Here is a 17,728-nt window from a genome sequence, read left to right as displayed (position 1 = left end):
GGATCAGTCGCGGCGTCCGGCACGGCGGGCGACGAGGACGAAGAAGGGCGCGCCGACCGCCGCGACCAGCACCCCGACCGGCGTCTCGGCGGGCCGGTCGATGAGGCGGGCGGCGGTGTCGGCGAGCGTCAGGAAGGCCGCGCCGAGCAGCGCGGAGAGCGGGACGCTCAGGCGGTGGTCCGCGCCGATCAGGGCGCGGGCGGCGTGCGGGACGATCAGGCCGATGAAGCCGATGGGGCCGCACACGCTGACGGACCCGGCGGCGAGCAGCACGCCGAGGAACGTGACGATCATCCGGTCGCGTCCGGTCCGCGCGCCGAGGCTGCGGGCGACGTCCTCACCGAGCGTGAGGACGTTCACGCGCGGGGCGACCAGCAGGGCGAGCAGCAGGCCGCCCGCGAGCCACGGCGCGATCTGCGCGAGCTGCGCCCAGGTGCGCCCGGCGAGCGAGCCGGACAGCGCGAACAGGGCGCCCTGCGCGCGGTCCTCGAAGAGGAGCTGCACGGTGCGCGTGGCCGCCCCCGCCAGGGACGCGACCGCCACGCCCGCCAGCGCGAGCCGCAGCGGGGTCACGCCCACCGTGCGCGCCGCGCCGTAGGCGGCCAGGGCGGCCAGCACGCCGCCCAGGAACGCGGCGGGCACGAACAGCGCGGCGGGCGCGGCCGGGTAGAACACCACCATGATCAGCAGGGCGAGCGCGCCGCCCGCCTCGACGCCCAGCACGCCCGGGTCGGCGAGCGGGTTGCGGGTCACGCCCTGCAGCAGCAGGCCCGACACGCCGAGCGCGGCGCCCGCCAGGACGGCGACCAGGGTGCGCGGCAGGCGCAGCGTGTGGATCACGAGGCTGTTCGTGCTGTCGTCCGGGCGCAGCAGCAGGCGCGCCGCTTCCGGCAGTGGAATGTCGCTCGCTCCGAGCGCGAGCGACACCAGCACGCACAGCAGGAGGACGGCGGCCGAGAGCGGCAGCAGCAGGGCCGCGGCCGCCCGCGGGCGCACGGCGGTCATGGGCCGCTCCTGGCGGCGTCCGGCTGCAACTGCTCGACCGGTCCGAGCCGATACTGCGGCACGCGCGAGCGGGCGGCGTCGTGGCTGGAGCCGCGCAGGTGCAGGTCCGGCGCGGCCGTCACGGTTGCCCGGTAGGTGGCCGGGTCACCGCTCCCGTCCCCCGGTGCGCCGACGTGCAGGGTGACGCGCGTGCCGTCCGGGGCGGCGGTCAGGGTGGCGCGGCGTTCGCGGTCCAGCCACGACCAGCCGTGCTGCAGCAGCAGGTGTCGGTCGAGGACCTGCGCGAGCGGCGGGAGGCCCGCGAAGCCACGCAGGTGCCGTGCGGCGTGCTCGGGCGGCACCTCGCGCCGGGCGACCTGCACGGCCAGTTCCGGCGTCAGGTGCGCCCACAGCAGCCCAGCGGGCAGGTCCACGGCCGTCGCGGCGAAGCGGTGACCGCCGAAGTGCCCGGTGCGCCACGCGCGCACGCCCGCGTCCTGCAGCGCACGGTACACGGGAATCCCGGCTCGGCCGCACGCGGCGTCCACCGTGCCGTGCGTGCAGACGTGCAGGTCCGGGCCGGGCACGGCGGGCGGCCGCGCCCAGTCCCGCAGGTTCGCCGGGTCGATCAGGGTGTCGTGCAGACCGCGCGCCCACTCGCTCTGAGGCCACGTGCTCAGGTAGTCCTGCCGGACGTAGCCGCCGCCCGCCAGCGTGTAGTGCCGCACGCGCAGCGGCCCGCCGGGCGTGACGGGCGCACTCATCAGCAGCCCGAAGCCCGCGCCGCTCGCCTCGACCCGCTCGCGCAGCGCGGCGAACACGTCCCGCTGCGCGGGCGTCCAGGCGTCCGCGTCGCGCACGCGCGCCCAGACGGGGACGTCGAGTTCCAGCACCGTCACCTCCGCCCAGTGCGGCGCGGTCCCGATGGGGTCCTCGCCCGCGGCGATCGACTCCGCGGAGCACAGCGGCAGGCGGGTCACGCCTCCGGCGTCCTGGCCACGCGCGGGGCCGCCGTGCCGCCGTCAGCGGCGCTCCGTGAGGACGGCGTCCCGGTTGTGGTGGAGCAGGTCACTTCACCTTCTCCAGGATGACTTTGGTGAGGCCGCTGCTGTCGCGGATGGACACGAGCGGACCGGCCCAGGGGCTGTTGGGTTCCTGGGTGTACAGCACGGTCTGGTCCTTGAGGCGCTGGCCGACGGCGCTCTTCAGGAAGTCCTGTGCGCCGTTGTACTGCCCGCCGGGTGGGAACACGATCACCAGGGTGTCCTTCGGGAGGGCGAGGAGTGCCTCGTCGCTCACGACGCCGCCCACGCCGAGCGTGCTGGCGTCGGACTTCATGCCGTCCCGGAAGCCGAGGGCGCGCACGTCCTCGATCAGGCGCGTCTTGGTGTACAGGTAGGTGCCGCCGCCCTTGAAGGGCGAGACGACCACGGCCTTCGGGTACTTGCGGAACACGCCGGCAGCCTGCAGGGCGCGGCCGTTCGTGCGGTTGGTGTCGGCGACCTGCCGGATGACGTTCTCAGCCTGCTGCTGCCGTCCGAAGATACGGGCGAGGTCGCGCAGGCCCTTGCGCCAGTAGCCGCTGTCCTGTTCGCTGTACCCGAGGGTGGGCGCGATGCGGCTGAGCTGCGGGTAGTTGCCGTTGCCCTGCCAGGTGGCGCGGACGATCAGGTCGGGTTTCAGGGCCAGGATCGTTTCGAGGTTCGGCTGCGTCCAGTTGCCCACGAAGGTGGCGTGGCTCAGGTCGCCGCGGGCGAGGAAGGTGCCCCGGATACGTTCGGGTTTCACGTGGCCGTCCGGGGTGAGGTCGGCGGGCGTGAGGACGGCGCTGCCGAGGCCCACCAGGCGGTCACTGACGCCCAGGGCGTAGATCCAGCCGAGGGCTTCCTCGTCGAGAACGATGACGCGTCTGGGGTCGCGGCGGACCTGGGCGCTGCCCTCGTCGTGCTGGACCGTGAGGGTGGCGGCGGGGCGCGGGCTGGTCTGGGCGGCGCCGAGGCCGCTGAGCAGGGCGGCGGTGAGGAGCAGGGAGCGATTCACCCGGCCAAGTTAAATAAACCTAGCGGAATAGTCAAGTATTGGCGTCCGTCTCTCGGGACGGCGAGGCGGTTCCGGCAACGCCGGAACCGCCACCGGCACCCGTTCTTCGCCACCCGGCGCCGGTGAAGACGCCCGTGCGGCCATCCCCGGTGCAGTCACCGCGGCTTCACGTGCGGCCGGGAGAGAGCGGACAGCCGTGCGCCACGGTCGACCCCGCAGGTGACCGTGGCGCACGGCTGGTTTCGTGGTGACGTGGAGCGTGCTTAGATCTCGAAACCTTCGGGAAGCTGCGGTGCCCTCAGGCAGAGGATCGTGAAGGCGAGCAGGCAGACGAGGTTGAACAGGACCAGGCCGGACAGTATTTGTGAGTGCATTGTGAACCTCGTGTGACTCAATATTAACACAGCAGCGGGGTCCGTTCAAGGGGCAGATCTTCATGAATTGCCGTCTCATACGCTCTCCGTCCGGTTCCGGAGAAGACGGCCCCCCCCGCCGGGCAGACGGGCACCCATGACCGGCACCGCGCCGCAGGAGGGAACGCCCGCACGCATCCATATCCTCCAGACCGGAGCTGTCGGTCCCCCTGGCGCTCGGCTCAATCCGGGATCAGCTCAACTGGGTCCCACACGCCGGCCCCCCGCCCCGCTCCCGCCCGTCCGTCTCCACGGCACGGTCCTCCCCGCACCGTGCATCACGAAACGCCCCACGTCCCTCAGCGGACCGGTGTGTTCACCGACAGCAACTCCAGCGGGAACGCCTCCGGTGCGACCGGCCGACCCAGCAGATACCCCTGCAGCACCTCACAGCCGATCCCGCGCAGGAACTCCGCCTGCGCCTGCGTCTCCACCCCTTCTGCCGTGACGCTCAGGTGCAGGCTGTGCGCGAGCGCCACCACGGACCGCACGATGTTCTCCCCGGTGCTGCCTCGCCCATCCGGATGGAGGTCCAGATTCGTCATGAACGACCGGTCGATCTTCAGGCCCGTGAACGGGAAACGCTGCAGGTACGACAGGCTGCTGTACCCCGTCCCGAAATCGTCGAGGTCCAGCTCGATCTCCAGTTCCCGCAGGCGCATCAGGACGTCCTGCGCGTCCGGCACGTCCATCAGCAGGCTCTCCGTCACCTCCAGCACCAGCGTGCCGGGCCGGATGCCGCTCTCCTCGACGATCGCCTGAACGTCCTGGACGAGGTCATTGTTCCGGAACTGCCGCGCGCTGAGGTTCACGCTGACCGTCAGGTGCGGGTACTGCCGCTGCCACAGGGCGAGCTGCCGCGTCGCCTCACGCAGCACCCACCGCCCGATCTGCACGATCAGACCGCTGTGCTCCGCCATGGGAATGAACACTGCCGGAGGCACGACGCCCTGCACCGGATGCAGCCACGACAGCAGCGCCTCCGCACCCACCAGCCGCGAAGCGGCATTGAAGGTCGGCTGATACGTCACCCGCAACTCACCGCGGTCCAGCGCGCGGTACAGGTCCGCCTCGAGGTGCAACTCCGTCACGCTGTCTCCGCCCCGCTCATCGAACAGCGTCACCGTCTGCCCGCTGCGTTTCGCCTGATACATCGCCACGTCCGCCTGCCGCAGCAGGTCCACGCCGGTCAGTGCGTCCTCCGGATACAGTGCCAGGCCCAGACTGCCGCGCACGAACACCTCCCGGCCGCCGAGCAGGAACGGCGACTCGAAGATCCGCTGCAGCTGCCGGACCGCGCCCGCCCTCACCTGATCCCGCTCCCCGTGGAACGACAGCAGCAGCGTGAACTCGTCGCCGCCCATTCGGGCCACCACGTCCTCCTCCCGGAACATCGAACGCAGGCGGGACGCCACCTGTTGCAGCAGGTCGTCCCCGGCGTCGTGGCCGAGCGTGTCGTTGATGCCCTTGAAGCGGTCGAGGTCCAGCAGGCCCACCGCGAAGCGGTGCCCGTCGCGCTGCGCGCGCTGCACCTCCTGCGTCAGCAGCGCCTGGAACTGCGAGCGGTTCGGGAGGCCCGTCAGCGGATCGAACAGGGCCAGGTGCTGCAGTTCACGCTGCGCGCGGTCCCGCTCCAGGATCAGGCTCGTGAGGTGCGCCGCGTCCCCGATCAGGCGGCGTTCCTCGGCCCCCGGCGCTCGGCCCTCCGGGACGTACACCGCGATGGCACCGGTCGGCTGCTCGTGCGGACCGTGCGTCGGGACCGTCCAGATGCCCTGCACGCCCAGTGCCTGGAAGGCGTCGCAGTACCGGACCGGGCCGGGGTAATCGTGGATCTCGGTCACGATCACCGGCGCGTTGCGCTGCATCGCCAGGCCGATACTGCCGCCCTCCGCGCCCGTCCGGAACGGCTCCAGCGTCCGCAGCTGATTCAGCAGGTCACGCGAGCGGACGTCCGACGCGAGCACCATCACCTCCTCTCCGACCCGCGCGGCCACCACGGCACTCGCCCCCTGCACCTGCGTCGTCACCATGCGGCACACGGCGTCCAGCACGTCAGAGAAGGCGCGTCCCTGCACGGCCATCTCCAGCACGGCGCGCGTGTCGAGCGCGACCGTCTCGGCCCACACCTCCGCGTTCGCGTCGCGCAGCATCACCATCCAGGTCGTCCTGCTTCCCGAACGGCTCACGACACTGAAGGTCAGGTCCGTCCACATGAGCTGCCCGTCCCGGCGACGCAACTGCATGCGCTGAGCGGTGATGGTTCCCGCCATCACACGCTCCGCGACGTCCCTCAGTTCGGCGGGCGTCATGGTCGCCTCGATCAGGAAGATCGGGTGGCGTCCCACCACCTCCGGCGACCCGAAGCCCGTCAGGCGCGTGAACGACGGATTGACGTAGATACACGACGCCTCCCGCGTCCGCAGGTCCAGGTCACACAGCAGGATGCCGTCCTGCGCGTGATTCACCGACTGCTCCATCATCTTCAGGCGCTCGTCCATGCGGCGCTGCGCCGTCACGTCCCGGATCAGGCCGATCCAGCGGTCCGGCATGTCCGCGAACGGCATCAGGCGGATCTCCAGCACGCGCGCGTCCCCCTTCGGTCCGGCCGGCCGCGGGAAGTCCAGCGTCACGCTCTGCCGTTCGCGCAGCGCCGACTGACACGCCTGCCACAGTTCGGAATTGCCTGTCAGGTCCGGTGACAGCTGCAGCGGCCGTCCCACGATCTCCCCGGCCGGGATGCCTGTCCGTTCGGTGAACGCCGCATTCACGTACCGGACGATCATGCTCTCTGGCGTCGGGCCGAGCACGTCGATCAGGATGATCGAATCGCTCGCGTGCCCGGCCACGCCGCGCAGCATCTGCATGGTGTCCGTCTCGGCGCGGGCGCGCGTGAAGTCCTGCACGACGTGACGGTGCCCGGCGACGATCCCGTCCTGCAGGACCGGGACGGCCGTGCGCCGCACTGTCAGGACCCGCCCGTCCCGGCGCAGGTGCGTCTCCTCCGGCACGCCGCCCGGCGTGGTGTGCAGGTGCGTGACGAGCGACCACAACGGCTGCCCCACATGCGCGCCCGTCAGGCCGTACAGGGTCGCCGCAGCACGGTTGAACCCCGTCAGGGTGCCGGCCGTGTCCGTGCTGAGCACCGCGTCCGACAGCGCGTCCAGCAGGGCGAGATCAGCCGCGATCACCGCCCACCTCCCTGCCGTCCTGTGCCGGACACCGCCCTGCCGGGAGCGTTCGTACCGGCGACCCGGGAGACGAGGGCGGCCCTCGCCGCGCAGGAGACGTTCATGCTCCCAGAATCATACGCGAGCCTCCCGCCCGGGCGCGTCACGACGTCCTCCTGCCCCGCACCGGGACAACGCACGCGCACCCCACCGGTCTCGAAGACAACGATCACGAGCACTCCTCACGGACCGGGCGGATACGGCGCCCGGCCGACACCTTCACTCTAGAGCGCCGCCCGTCACAGGTCTCTCACCCCTGCCTTCACGAGGCTGTGAAGCCTGCCGCGGCGACCGCTCCGCCGTTCCCTCCTGCATTCGTACCGCAGGGCAAGCTGCGCCTCCGGTCCCCGACCTCCCCGCGACCGGGCCGCACCCTCTACACTGCCCTGCATGCTGCGTTCCGTGCTGCTGTTCGCCCTGGCAGGCCTCGCCGAGATCGGAGGCGGCTACCTGATGTGGCTGTGGCTGCGCGAGGGGCGCCCCGTCTGGGTGGGCGCGGTCGGCGCGCTCATGCTCGTGCTGTACGGCGTCCTCCCGACCCTGCAGGCGCAGAGCCTCGACTTCGCGCGCACGTACGCCGCGTACGGCGGGCTGTTCATCGTGTTCTCGCTGCTGTGGGGCCGGGTGGTGGACGGCCACGTGCCGGACGCGCCGAGCCTGTGGGGTGCCCTTCTCGCCCTGGTGGGCGCGGCCGTCATCGCGTACTGGCCCCGCTGAACCCGGCCGGGCGACCGGCCGTGCGTTCAGTCACCGGCGGCTCCGCCCCCCGTCCGCGGCTCGCCCTGCCGCACGCCCTCCGTCCCGAGCCGGACCGTCCCGAGCCGTTCGAGCTTGCCCCAGCCGACCGTCCCGCCACGCAGCGCGGCCAGCGTCGCCCGGATCGCCACGACGTACAGCAGCTGCCGGTAGAAGAACCGCTGCAGCGGCAGCCACAGCAGCAGACTCCAGCGCTCGCCCGGCTCCAGCGCGAACGCCAGCACCCCCGCGAACAGGTCCACCCCCACGAACAGCAGGTAAAAGGCCAGCACGTGACCGCTCATGCCGGGCGAATCCGGATGGAACCTCGCCTGCTGAACGTTCCACGCCGTGCTGATCAGCATCGCCGCGTCCAGCAGGGCACTCACCAGCGGCAGCACCACCTGGAACACCAGCACGTTCGGCAGCGTCACGAACGCCAGACGCCGCTGCCCGGCCCGCACCGCGCCCCGCTGCTTCCACGTGGCCTGCAGGATGCCGTACATCCAGCGGAACCGCTGCTTCAGGAAACCGCGCACCGTCTGCGGCGCTTCCGTGAACGCCACGGCCCGCTGCTCGTACGTGACGCGCCACCCCGCCGCCAGGACCCGCAGGGTCAGGTCCGCGTCCTCGGCGAGCGTGTCGGTGGCGAAGCCGCCCACCTCCAGCAGCACGTCCCGGCGCCACGCGCCGATCGCGCCCGGCACGACCGACACGCTGTTCAGCAGGGCCAGCGCGCGCCGCTCCACGTTCTGCGCCGTGATGTACTCCAGCGCCTGCCAGCGCGTCAGGAGGTTCACGCGGTTCCCGACCTTGGCGTTCCCGGCCACCGCGGCAACCGAGCCGTCCGCGAAGGGCCGCGTCAGGGCCGCCAGGGCGCCCGGCGCGAGCTGCGTGTCCGCGTCGATCACGACCACCACGTCCGTCCGCGCGAGCCGCAGCCCGTGGTTCAGGGCGCTGGCCTTCCCGCCGTTCGGAACGCGGTGCACCTCCACCTGCGGGTGCGTGCCGTACGCGTCCAGCGCCACCTGCGCCGTCCTGTCGCTGCTGCCGTCGTCGATCACGAGGACCCGCACCTGCGAAGCGTCGCCCTGCGTAAGGAGGCTCGCCACGGTCGCCAGGATCACGCGTTCCTCGTTGAAGGCCGGGACGAGCACCGTGACCGGCACGAGGAACGCCGCCACACCCGGCGCGTCCCTGTCCTGTCGTCCGCGCCCGGCGGCCTCCAGCAGGCCCAGCACGCTGATGAACGCCAGCCGCAGGCAGCTGAGCACGATGCCCGTCACGAACAGCGCCGCGAGCAGCACCCCGAACGCCGTGACGAGCCCGAACCCGAAGCCGCCCGCCCGCGTCAGCCACGCACCGACGCCGGTGGTGGGCGGCATCACCTGCTCGCGCGACAGGCCCGCCAGGGCCGACACCGTCACCAGCCGGTACCCGTGGGCGCGCAGCTCACGGATGATGCGCGGCAGGGCCGCCACCGTCTGCGCGCGGTTCCCGCCCGCGTCGTGCAGCAGCACCACCTGACCCGCCCCGTCCTGCACCTGCTGCAGCACGGCCCGCACGATCGCGTCCGTGCCGGGCTTCGCCCAGTCCTCCGGGTCGACGCCCATCCCGACCGTCGTGTACCCCAGGGCGCTCGCCTGCTGCAGCACGCGCGCCTGCTCCGGCGTGGCCGGCTCCACGTCCTCCGCGAACGGCGGCCGGACGAGCAGCGTGCCGCGCCCCAGCTCGCTCTGCAGCAGGCGCTGCGTCGCGTCCAGCTCCAGCCGCACCTGGGTGGGGGAGACCATGCTGAGGTTCGGGTGCGTGAACGAGTGCGAGCCGACCTCATGCCCCGCGCGACCTCCTGACGCACCAGGCCCGGGTACTGCTGCGCCTGCAGGCCCACCACGAAGAACGTCGCGGGCGCCTGCGCGGCATGCAGGATGTCCAGCAGCTTCGGCGTCCAGGTGGGGTCCGGACCGTCGTCGAAGGTGATGGCGATGTCCCTGGGGTGCGTGCTCCCCCAGCGGCCGATCACGAAGGGACTCGCGGGACGCACCGTGCGCTCGCCCGTCACGAGGCCCCGCCCCGCCTCGAAGGTCAGGGCGCGCAGCCCGTCGCGCGGCTGCGACACCACCCGCAGCAGCTCGCCACGGCCACGGTACGCGAGGTCATACCCGTACGGCAGCGGCCGCAGGGCGCCCACCACGTCCTGCCCGAGCAGGCCGGGCGTGCCGAGCGCCGTTCTGTTCAGCACCCTCCACACGCGCGGATCCTCGGTCCCCATCCGCCACAGCGCCACCTGATTCACCCCGAGCCGCCGCGCCGCCTGCACCGAATCGAAGGTGCTGACCGCGTCCAGGTACCACACCGTGTGCGCCCCGTCTGCCGCGCGGTACGTGTACGTCGGGTTGAGGCTCCCCGCGTCCAGGTGCGGCGACACGCCCGCCGACTGCGCCTGCGTGACCGCGTCCTGGTACGACAGGGTGCTGCCGCCGTGCGCGCCCCAGTCGTACCCGTAATTGCCGACGTCCAGCACCACCTCGCCCGCGGGCAGCTGCGCCAGCCGGGCCTGCAGGGTGTCCTGCAGCCAGCCCTGCGCGGCGACCGGGCCGGGCGCGCCGCCGTCATCGTGCTCGTCGTACGCCATCAGGTGCACGCGGTCTACGGCCGCTCCCAGCTGCGCGTACGGGTAGTTGTCGTCGTCCAGCGGGAGCGCCACGTTCAGCCGCCACCCGTTCGCCCGCGTGCGCGCATGCAGTTCATGCAGGAACGCCACGTACTGCGGCTGCACGTCCGCCGGCACCTGCTCGAAGTCGATCATCAGGCCCGCCCCGCCCACCTGCCGCACGTACCGCAGGAGGTGATCCTCCAGCGCCCGCCGCTCGTCCACACTGCGCAGCATCCGCGCGAGCGGGGCACTCTGCCACGCCTGCGTCCGGTTGTCGTAGTTGTTCACGAGCGGCACGAGCCGCACCCCGCGCCCCGGCTGGGCGTGCAGGAACGCGAGCAGGTTCGCGGTCTTCACCGGATCGTCCGGGAGGAGCCCCGCGTCCGTGAAGTGCAGCGCTTCCGGGTCGAGTTCCGTCAGGGACGAGAGGTGCTGCCGGAGGGAACTGAAACTGTTGTCGTCCCAGTTCACGTAGAAGCCCGTCACCTCCGGCGCGCCCCGCGTCCCGTGCGCCGCCGGGAGAGCCGGGGCGAACGCTGCCACGGGCGTGCCCGGATGCACGCGCTCCATGAACGTGCGCCGTTCCTGCGCGGGCGCCGTGTCGAGCAGCGCCAGTCCCGGCAGGGCAGGCCTGAACGCCACGCTCACGCCCAGCCCCGCCAGCAGCAGCCCCACCACGCCCGCACACACCAGCAGCACCAGCCGCAGGGTGCGCCATCGCCGACCGCCGGGGTCCGCGAACACGAAGGACACAGGCTCGGCAGACGGCACGGGATCAGGTCGGCGCTCGAACGTCATGCGCGGAAGGTAGGCCCCGAAGGTAAAGCCGCGCTAAAGCGCCGGACGACACCGGCAGCCCGTCCGCCCAACGTGAGTGACAGATGACCTGACAGGGTGAAGAAATGAAGATATCTTTAGAATCGCAGCTTTATTGCCTGTCACTCTCCACGCCACGCGAGGTCGCCGTTGAAGAACATCCTGTCCACCCTCCTCCCCGTCACCGCAGGCCTGGCGCTCCTCGCCGCCTGCGGCCCCACCGCCGCACCCACCACCCCCACCGTCACCCCCGCCCCCGGACTCGGCGCACTGTACGCCATCACCTTCCAGGGCGTCACCGACAAGGCCCCCACCGTCAGGGCCAGCAGCGTCGGCCAGCACCTCGGCACGCAGGGCCTCGTGGCCGGCCCCGCCACGCTCACCGTCAGCAGCGCCCCCATCGCCACGTCCGCCTTCACGGACCCCGCCACCCGAACCCGGCACATCCAGGCGACCTTCCAGGTCACCAACACCACCGCCGCCACCCTCGACAACCTCGTCTTCCTGCCGACCGTCACCACCGACACCGACGCCGACCCCGGCAACAACGGCGCCCCACCCACCATCACCGGCACCCCCTTCCAGTCGGTGCAGTACTTCGACGGCAGCGACGCGGCCGCCCGCGCCACCACACTCGCCCCGGAACGCGCACGGATCCTCAATGCCGCCACCGGCACCAGCAGCGACGACCCCGGCAGCAACCCCTTCCTCACCGGCCTCGACGCCACCGGCATCACGCCCACCCCGCCCGCCGGACTGAGCGCCGCCGTACAGAACCAGGGCTGGCAGGTCTCCCCGTCACTCGCGCCCGGCCAGAGCACCACCGTCACCTTCTCCGTGAGCGAGCAGGGCATCGACCTCAGCAACCCCAAAGCCAACCCCTACAACTTCACGCTGCTCGTCACGGCCGCGCAGGACGACCCCTCCACCGCCGCAAGCGGCACGGCCGTCAACCCCGGCAGCATCCGCGGCACCCTGAACGACTCCGCCGTGTACGGCGGCAGCCTCAGGCTCGTGAACGGCGTCAGCTTGCCCCGCAGCCAGTTCGGGGCGCAGACCGTCATCGGGACGGCCGGCGCCGTGAATCTTCCGGTCACGGACGTGCCGCCCTCCGCGGACCTGACGCTCGCCGTCCCGCCCGCCGGTGACCCCTGCAAGTACAGCGGCACCGTCAGCGACTCCAGAGCCCTGTTCGCCCTGTACGCCGGACTGCTCGCCTCGAGTGCCGACGGCGACCCGGTCGCGACCGTGCAGGAAACGATCGTCAGCCACGCCAAGGTGAACGGCGCCATCGTCGCCCGCGTGTACAACCCAGGCCGGGAGACCCTGGTGCTGCAGGCCAAGGTCAGCTGCTCCAACCGCCCCCTCACCACCGACTACGACCTGCACCTCAAGCCCGGTTGGAACGCCATCGAGATCAGCGGCACCAACCAGGCGCAGGTCATGAAGGACCTCGACCCGCTCGCCCGCAGCGTCCTGACCCTCACGCGCCGCCCCCCCGGCGTCACCGCCACCCTCACCGACAACTCCACCATCACCCTGCACCCCGGCGAGCGCGTCACCCGGAACGCCCGCTTCCTGCAGGTCGGCGCGTACAGCGGCACCGTCACGCTCGGCACGAACGTCCCCGGTGTCACCGTGGAACCCTCCACCATCACCCTCGGCCGCCTCGGCACGCAGGCGCTCTCCACGCCCATCACCTTCATCGCCGCGCCGGACGCGCCCGCCCACACCTGGTACACCTTCACGGACGCCCTCACCGTCAGCGACACGGGCGGCACGGTCCTCGGGAGCACACCCATCAACGTGGATCTCAGCGTGCCCGGCGTGTACGCAACCCTCAATACTTCCGATCTGATGCTGCCTCAGGGTGGAACGACGACTGTATACGTGACCCTATACGGTACGCACGGCCAGAACGGTCCAGTCATTGTCAGCCTTTCCGGCTTGCCGCGAGGCGTGACCGCGACACCGCAGACGGTCCAGGTGAGTGGCCCCCCAGGAAACGCCCTGGCGAGCCTGCAGGTCACGGCCACTGCGGACGCGCCCACCGGGCCCAGCACCATCACACTGCAGACTGACCGGCCGAACAGCGCTTCCTCCTTCACCACTGCCACGCTGGTTGTCACGTCTTCTAACCCTTGAACCGAAGAACTTCCTTCCTGCCCTCCCGGAGAGACACTCTTGAACATCCGCCGATCCCTTCTCGCCAGTCTCGGCCTGCCGCTGCTGCTGGCCGCATGCTCGACCCCTCCGACTCCCACGGCGACCAGGCCGACCCCAGCGACCCAGCCGGGCAGTGAAGTTCACGCTGCCGGACCGCTGTACGAGGTTGCCTTCCAGTCGGTGGGCGCCGACACGCCCGCCGTGAAAGCGCAGACGCTGACGCCCTCCCGCATGACTGCCCAAGGCCTCGTGAACGCGCCCGACGAGGCGATCGCCATCACGCCCACGCCGATAAGCGTGGCGTCGTTCACGGACCGCGTGCGCAAGGTGCGGCACGTGGAGGCGACCTTCCAGGTCACCAACACCACGGCGGCCACCCTGAGCAACCTGTACTTCCTGCCGACCGTCACGGCCGACACGGACGGCGACCCCAGCAACAACGCGTCCACGCCCACCATCGCGGGCACCCCGTACCGCGCCCTGACGTACTTCGACGGCAGCGACGCCTCCGCGAAGGCCGCGAGCCTGCAGGCCACCTCGGGCGAGACCCTCGACCCGGCCACCGGTGAAATCACTTACACCGGGAACATCTACCGCTCTGACCTCGACGTGAGCGGTGTGGTGCCGGTCCCCCCGGCGGGCCTGAGCGCCACGGTGCAGAACGCCGGGTGGCGGGTCGCGCTCGCGCTCGCACCGGGTGAGCACACCACCGTCACGCTCGGCGTCGACATCGAGGGCATCGACCCGGACAGCCCGAAATCCGACGTGTACAACTTCCGCCTGGTGTTCACGCCCGTCCAGGACGACCCGGCGCTGACCGCGACGGGTTCCGTTCCGGACGCCACGCGTATCCGGGGCCGCGTGACCGACACGGCGCTGTACGGCGGTCGGGCGACGTTCGGTTCGCTGTACACCGCGCCGGGCTTCGACATCGGTGCGGCCGGAGAGGTGGACTACGCGCTGCCCGCCGTGCCTGCCGCTTCGGATTTCACGCGGGTTATCATGCCGAGCAACTACTTCTCGTTCGGGTGCTCCTTCTCCGGCACGATCTCCGACTCCGACGCCGAGATCGCGGTGTACGACGCCCTGCGGACCACAGGCGTGCAGGGCGACCCGATCGGGACGCTGCAGGAATCCATCGTGGCCGGGGGGCGTCGTTCCACGTCCAGGGTCGCGCACGTCTACGCCAAGGCGCCGGTCGACATTGAAGGCAACGTCTGGTGCTTCGGGAACACCTACTACTCCGTTCACCTCAAAGCAGGCTGGAACGCCGTGGAGGTCTTCGGGTCGAACGTCTACGACCTGAACAGCGGGGCCCGCAGTGTCCTCACGGCGGTACGCAACGCCGCTGGCGTGAGTGCCTCCGTCACGGACACCAGTACCATCGTCCTGCATCCCGGCGAGCGCGTGACCCGCAACGTGAAGTTCCTGCAGCTCGGCGGGTACAGCGGCACGGTGCGCCTCTCCACCACGGTTCCCGGCGTGACGGTCGAGCCGTCCACCGTGAACCTCGCGAGCCTCGGCACGCAGGGCCTGCGCGCGCAGGCGCTCAGCACGCCACTCACGTTCGTCGCGGCCGCAGACGCGCCCGACCACCCTTACTTCCTGTCCTCCGATGCGCTGGTCCTCAAGGACGGCAACGACGCGCCGCTCGGGCAGATGCCGCTCTCGCTGCAGGTGCTGACCCCCAGCGTCAGCCTGTCCTCGTACGGGACACCCTTGCCCGTCAACGTCGCACTGGGCGATTCGGGCAGTGTCACGCTCAGCCTGTACAGCGTGAACGGCCTCAACGGCCCGGTCACGGTGGGTGTGAGCGGCCTGCCGACGGGCGTGACGGTCCCCCCGCAGACGGTGCAGGTCACGTCCAGCGGCCCGACCACCGTGACGCTGCCCCTGCAGGTGGCGGCGGACGCAATGGTCGGAGCTTCGAAGGTCACGTTCACGTTCAGCGTCCCCCTCTCCCAGTTCTCCTACCCTCAGGCCGCGTCGTTTACCCTGAACGTCCTGCCGAAACGCACGGCACTCCCCGTCAACAACGGCGTGTATCCTGCCGCGAACGGACTGTGGGTCCGGACCACCAGTCCGTACAGTGGTACGCAGACCTTGACGTTCACGCGCTACGTGAATGGCGTGGCAGCCGCCAGCTTCACGCTCGACACGATTCAGGACTACCGGATCATATGGACGGTCCTGTCTGCCCCTTCGGGTGACCTGATCGCCTACGGTGGTCCGGACGGACAGCGCCTCCGGACGTACCACGACGACGGCAGCATGCAGGAGACGGTGTACGCGGAGAGCCTCACTGCTGCCTCCGGCCCGGTGATCGACGCGCAGGGCCGCTTCTGGTACGCCCAGAACCCGGCGGGCAGTCTGGTCCACACCAACCCGGACGGGACCGTCACGGTGGTGGACGCCACCCGCGACTACCGTTCCCTCACCTGGACGGTCAGCACGGACGGCCGGCGCATCGTGGCGTCCCAGTACACCGGAGTGGCGTATCTGATCGACACGGCGGCCGATTCGGTCACGCCTGTGGGCGGCAACTACGGGCGGTACGGGGCAGTGTATGCCAATGACGGCACCGGCTGGTTCTGGGATTACGGCACGCTGCGTCAGGCGCTCCCGGACGGCAGCACCCGTACCCCGGTCATCACGCTGCCGTACATCGACTCGCTGATCGGGTTTGACGCCGTCCAGCCCGGAGTCCTCTGGGCGAAGACGTCGAATACCGTGGTCCGGATCGACGTGAATGCCCTGACGAGCAGAGCAGTCAATCTCGGGACGGGTTTCGACTCCACGGTCCTCAACCGGCAGGGCGGTGTGGACGTGATCTTCTCGTCTCCGACCCCTGCGACTTCGCACCTCGACTGAGCTACATCATGCCAACACGGCCGCCCCGGTGAAGGGCGGCCGTGTTCGTTTGAGCTCAGGTTCAGCGTGGTTGTGCCGATGTCAGGGGAGGGTGTTTCCGGCGGCGAGCAGGATGCCGTACCAGTCCTCGCGGGAGAGCTGCACGTCGGCGGCGCGCACGCAGTCGCGCAGGCGGTCGGGGTTGGTGGTGCCGGTGACGGGCTGCATGTGCGCCGGGTGGCGCAGCAGCCACGCGATGGCGATGGTGGTGTTGCTGACGCCGTGACGGGCGGCGACCTCGTCGATCTTGGCGTTCAGTTCCGGGAACTTGGGATGGTCGAGGAACACGCCCTCGAAGAAGCCGAACTGGAAGGGCGACCACGGCTGGATGGTGATGTCGTGCAGGCGGCAGTAGTCGAGGATGCCGCCGTCGCGGTCGACGGCCTCTGCGTTTTCCATGTTGACGTTGAAGCCGCGCGTGATCATGGTGGCGTTGGTGATGCTGAGCTGCAGCTGGTTCGCGACGAGCGGCTGGCGCACGCTGCGTTTCAGGAGTTCGATCTGCATGGGCGTCTGGTTGGAGACGCCGAAGTGCCGGACCTTGCCGCTGCGCTCCAGTTCGTCGAAGGCGGCGGCGACCTCGTCGGGTTCCACGAGCGCGTCGGGGCGGTGCAGGAGGAGCACGTCGAGGTAGTCGGTGCGCAGGCGTTCAAGGATGCCGTCCACGGACGCGAGGATGTGTTCCTTGCTGAAGTCGAACATGCCTTTGCGGATGCCGCACTTGCTCTGCAGGATGAGCTTCTCGCGGGTGCTGGCGGACATGCCGACGGCGTCGGCGAAGATGCGTTCGCATTCGCCGCCGCCGTAGATGTCGGCGTGGTCGAAGAAGTTCGCGCCGACGTCGAGGGCGGACTGCACGAAGCGTTCCGCGTCGGTGCGGCTGAGCGAGTCGAGGCGCATGCAGCCGACGGCGACGACGGGGACCTGCAGGTCACTGGAACCGAGTTTCATGGTCTTCATGGGTGCTCCTCGCCGGTGGTCGGCGCTGGTGGGGTGTGGTGGTGGTGGGCCTGTGACAGGGTCCGTATTGGACCATACGCCTCCTGGCACCGCAAGGTGGGGGTGGTGCCGGGAGGAATTCCGAGTTGGCCCATAGGTTTGCTTATTGAGAATTGTTCCTGATAAGCTCCGTTCATGACCGCGCCCCAGCCCCGACCCGGCACCACCCAGGGCCTCCCGCAGGCCAACGTCACCCCCGAAAGCGCTCCCAGCCACACGGACGACCAGAGCTTCATCCTCCAGAAGATCCAGCCCGCCCTGCTCGGCCTGATGGACGGCTCCGTCAGCACCCTCGCCCCGATCTTCGCGACCGCCGGCCTGACCGGAAAACCCCTCGATGCCTTCTACGTCGGCCTTGCCGCCAGCGTCGGCGCGGGCATCAGCATGGGTCTCGCCGAAGCGCTCAGCGACGACGGCGTCGTCTCCGGACGCGGCCACCCCACCGTGCGCGGCATCATCACCGGCATCGCCACCATCCTCGGCGGCATGCTCCACACCCTCCCGTTCCTGCTCCCCGACCTGCGGACCGCCCTGATGCTCGCGTACATCGTCGTGCTCATCGAACTGATCCTGATCAGCTTCATCAAGTACCGCTACATGCGCAGCCCGCTCGTACAGACCGTCCTGCAGGTCGTGGTGGGCGGAGCCGTCGTGTTCGGCGTGGGCGTCTGGCTCGGCAGGCTCGGCGCGGCAGGCTGAACCTCCCCCGCCCGGCGCCTTCCGCAGCGTGCTGCGCCGCCCGCGAGGCCCTGAAGGTCCGGCGAGCCCGGCCACGGTCG

The 17,728-nt window shown here is 70.6% G+C and carries 9 protein-coding genes and 1 pseudogene; 4 read left to right on the top strand and 6 right to left on the bottom strand.

All coding sequences use genetic code 11. The features are described 5' to 3' along the window. Positions 1–3 precede the first annotated feature (3 nt). The 4 genes from IEY33_RS10885 to IEY33_RS10870 all read right to left on the bottom strand — a co-directional run bounded on the left by IEY33_RS10885 (position 4) and on the right by IEY33_RS10870 (position 6,628). Entirely contained in the window at positions 4–1,005 is a 1,002-nt protein-coding gene (locus IEY33_RS10885; RefSeq protein ID WP_188963291.1) for a FecCD family ABC transporter permease, read from the bottom strand. Beyond that, positions 1,002–1,964 carry a sucrase ferredoxin gene (locus tag IEY33_RS10880; protein ID WP_188963290.1) on the bottom strand — a complete coding sequence of 321 codons (963 nt, stop codon included), beginning with the start codon at positions 1,962–1,964 and terminating at the stop codon, positions 1,002–1,004. Before IEY33_RS10880 ends, IEY33_RS10885 begins: the two co-directional genes overlap by 4 nt. An 88-nt stretch (positions 1,965–2,052) precedes the next feature. Next, entirely contained in the window at positions 2,053–3,024 is a 972-nt protein-coding gene (locus IEY33_RS10875; protein WP_188963289.1) for an ABC transporter substrate-binding protein, read from the bottom strand. Positions 3,025–3,736: 712 nt separating this feature from the next. Then, entirely contained in the window at positions 3,737–6,628 is a 2,892-nt protein-coding gene (locus IEY33_RS10870) for a bifunctional diguanylate cyclase/phosphodiesterase (RefSeq protein WP_188963288.1), read from the bottom strand. A 429-nt stretch (positions 6,629–7,057) separates the two neighbouring features. Here IEY33_RS10870 and IEY33_RS10865 point away from each other — a divergent pair, with 429 nt between their 5' ends. Beyond that, on the top strand, positions 7,058–7,384 hold the full coding sequence (locus tag IEY33_RS10865; protein ID WP_188963287.1) for a YnfA family protein: 327 nt from the start codon (positions 7,058–7,060) through the stop codon (positions 7,382–7,384). 29 nt (positions 7,385–7,413) lie between these two features. Here the strand turns inward: IEY33_RS10865 and IEY33_RS19585 are convergent. Next, positions 7,414–10,776: pseudogene (locus tag IEY33_RS19585) on the bottom strand (polysaccharide deacetylase family protein); the annotation flags it as partial. Between the two features lie 248 nt (positions 10,777–11,024). On the opposite strand from IEY33_RS19585, the gene IEY33_RS10855 reads away from it, so the two are divergent. Both IEY33_RS10855 and IEY33_RS10850 read left to right on the top strand, forming a co-directional pair. Then, a complete protein-coding gene (locus IEY33_RS10855; RefSeq protein ID WP_188963285.1) occupies positions 11,025–13,019 on the top strand; it encodes a hypothetical protein in 1,995 nt (664 codons plus the stop codon). A gap of 252 nt (positions 13,020–13,271) precedes the next feature. Continuing rightward, on the top strand, positions 13,272–15,911 hold the full coding sequence (locus IEY33_RS10850; RefSeq protein WP_188963284.1) for an SMP-30/gluconolactonase/LRE family protein: 2,640 nt from the start codon (positions 13,272–13,274) through the stop codon (positions 15,909–15,911). A gap of 81 nt (positions 15,912–15,992) precedes the next feature. On the opposite strand, the gene IEY33_RS10845 is transcribed toward IEY33_RS10850, so the two are convergent. Further along, a complete protein-coding gene (locus tag IEY33_RS10845; protein ID WP_188963283.1) occupies positions 15,993–16,910 on the bottom strand; it encodes an aldo/keto reductase in 918 nt (305 codons plus the stop codon). 174 nt (positions 16,911–17,084) lie between these two features. On the opposite strand from IEY33_RS10845, the gene IEY33_RS10840 reads away from it, so the two are divergent. Continuing rightward, on the top strand, positions 17,085–17,648 hold the full coding sequence (locus IEY33_RS10840) for a VIT1/CCC1 transporter family protein (protein WP_188963282.1): 564 nt from the start codon (positions 17,085–17,087) through the stop codon (positions 17,646–17,648). The last annotated feature ends 80 nt before the right edge of the window (positions 17,649–17,728 follow it).

This window comes from Deinococcus aquiradiocola (assembly GCF_014646915.1).
Taxonomy (GTDB): domain Bacteria; phylum Deinococcota; class Deinococci; order Deinococcales; family Deinococcaceae; genus Deinococcus; species Deinococcus aquiradiocola.
Note: the sequence above shows the minus strand (reverse complement) of the source record. Positions and strands in the feature narration are given on the sequence as shown.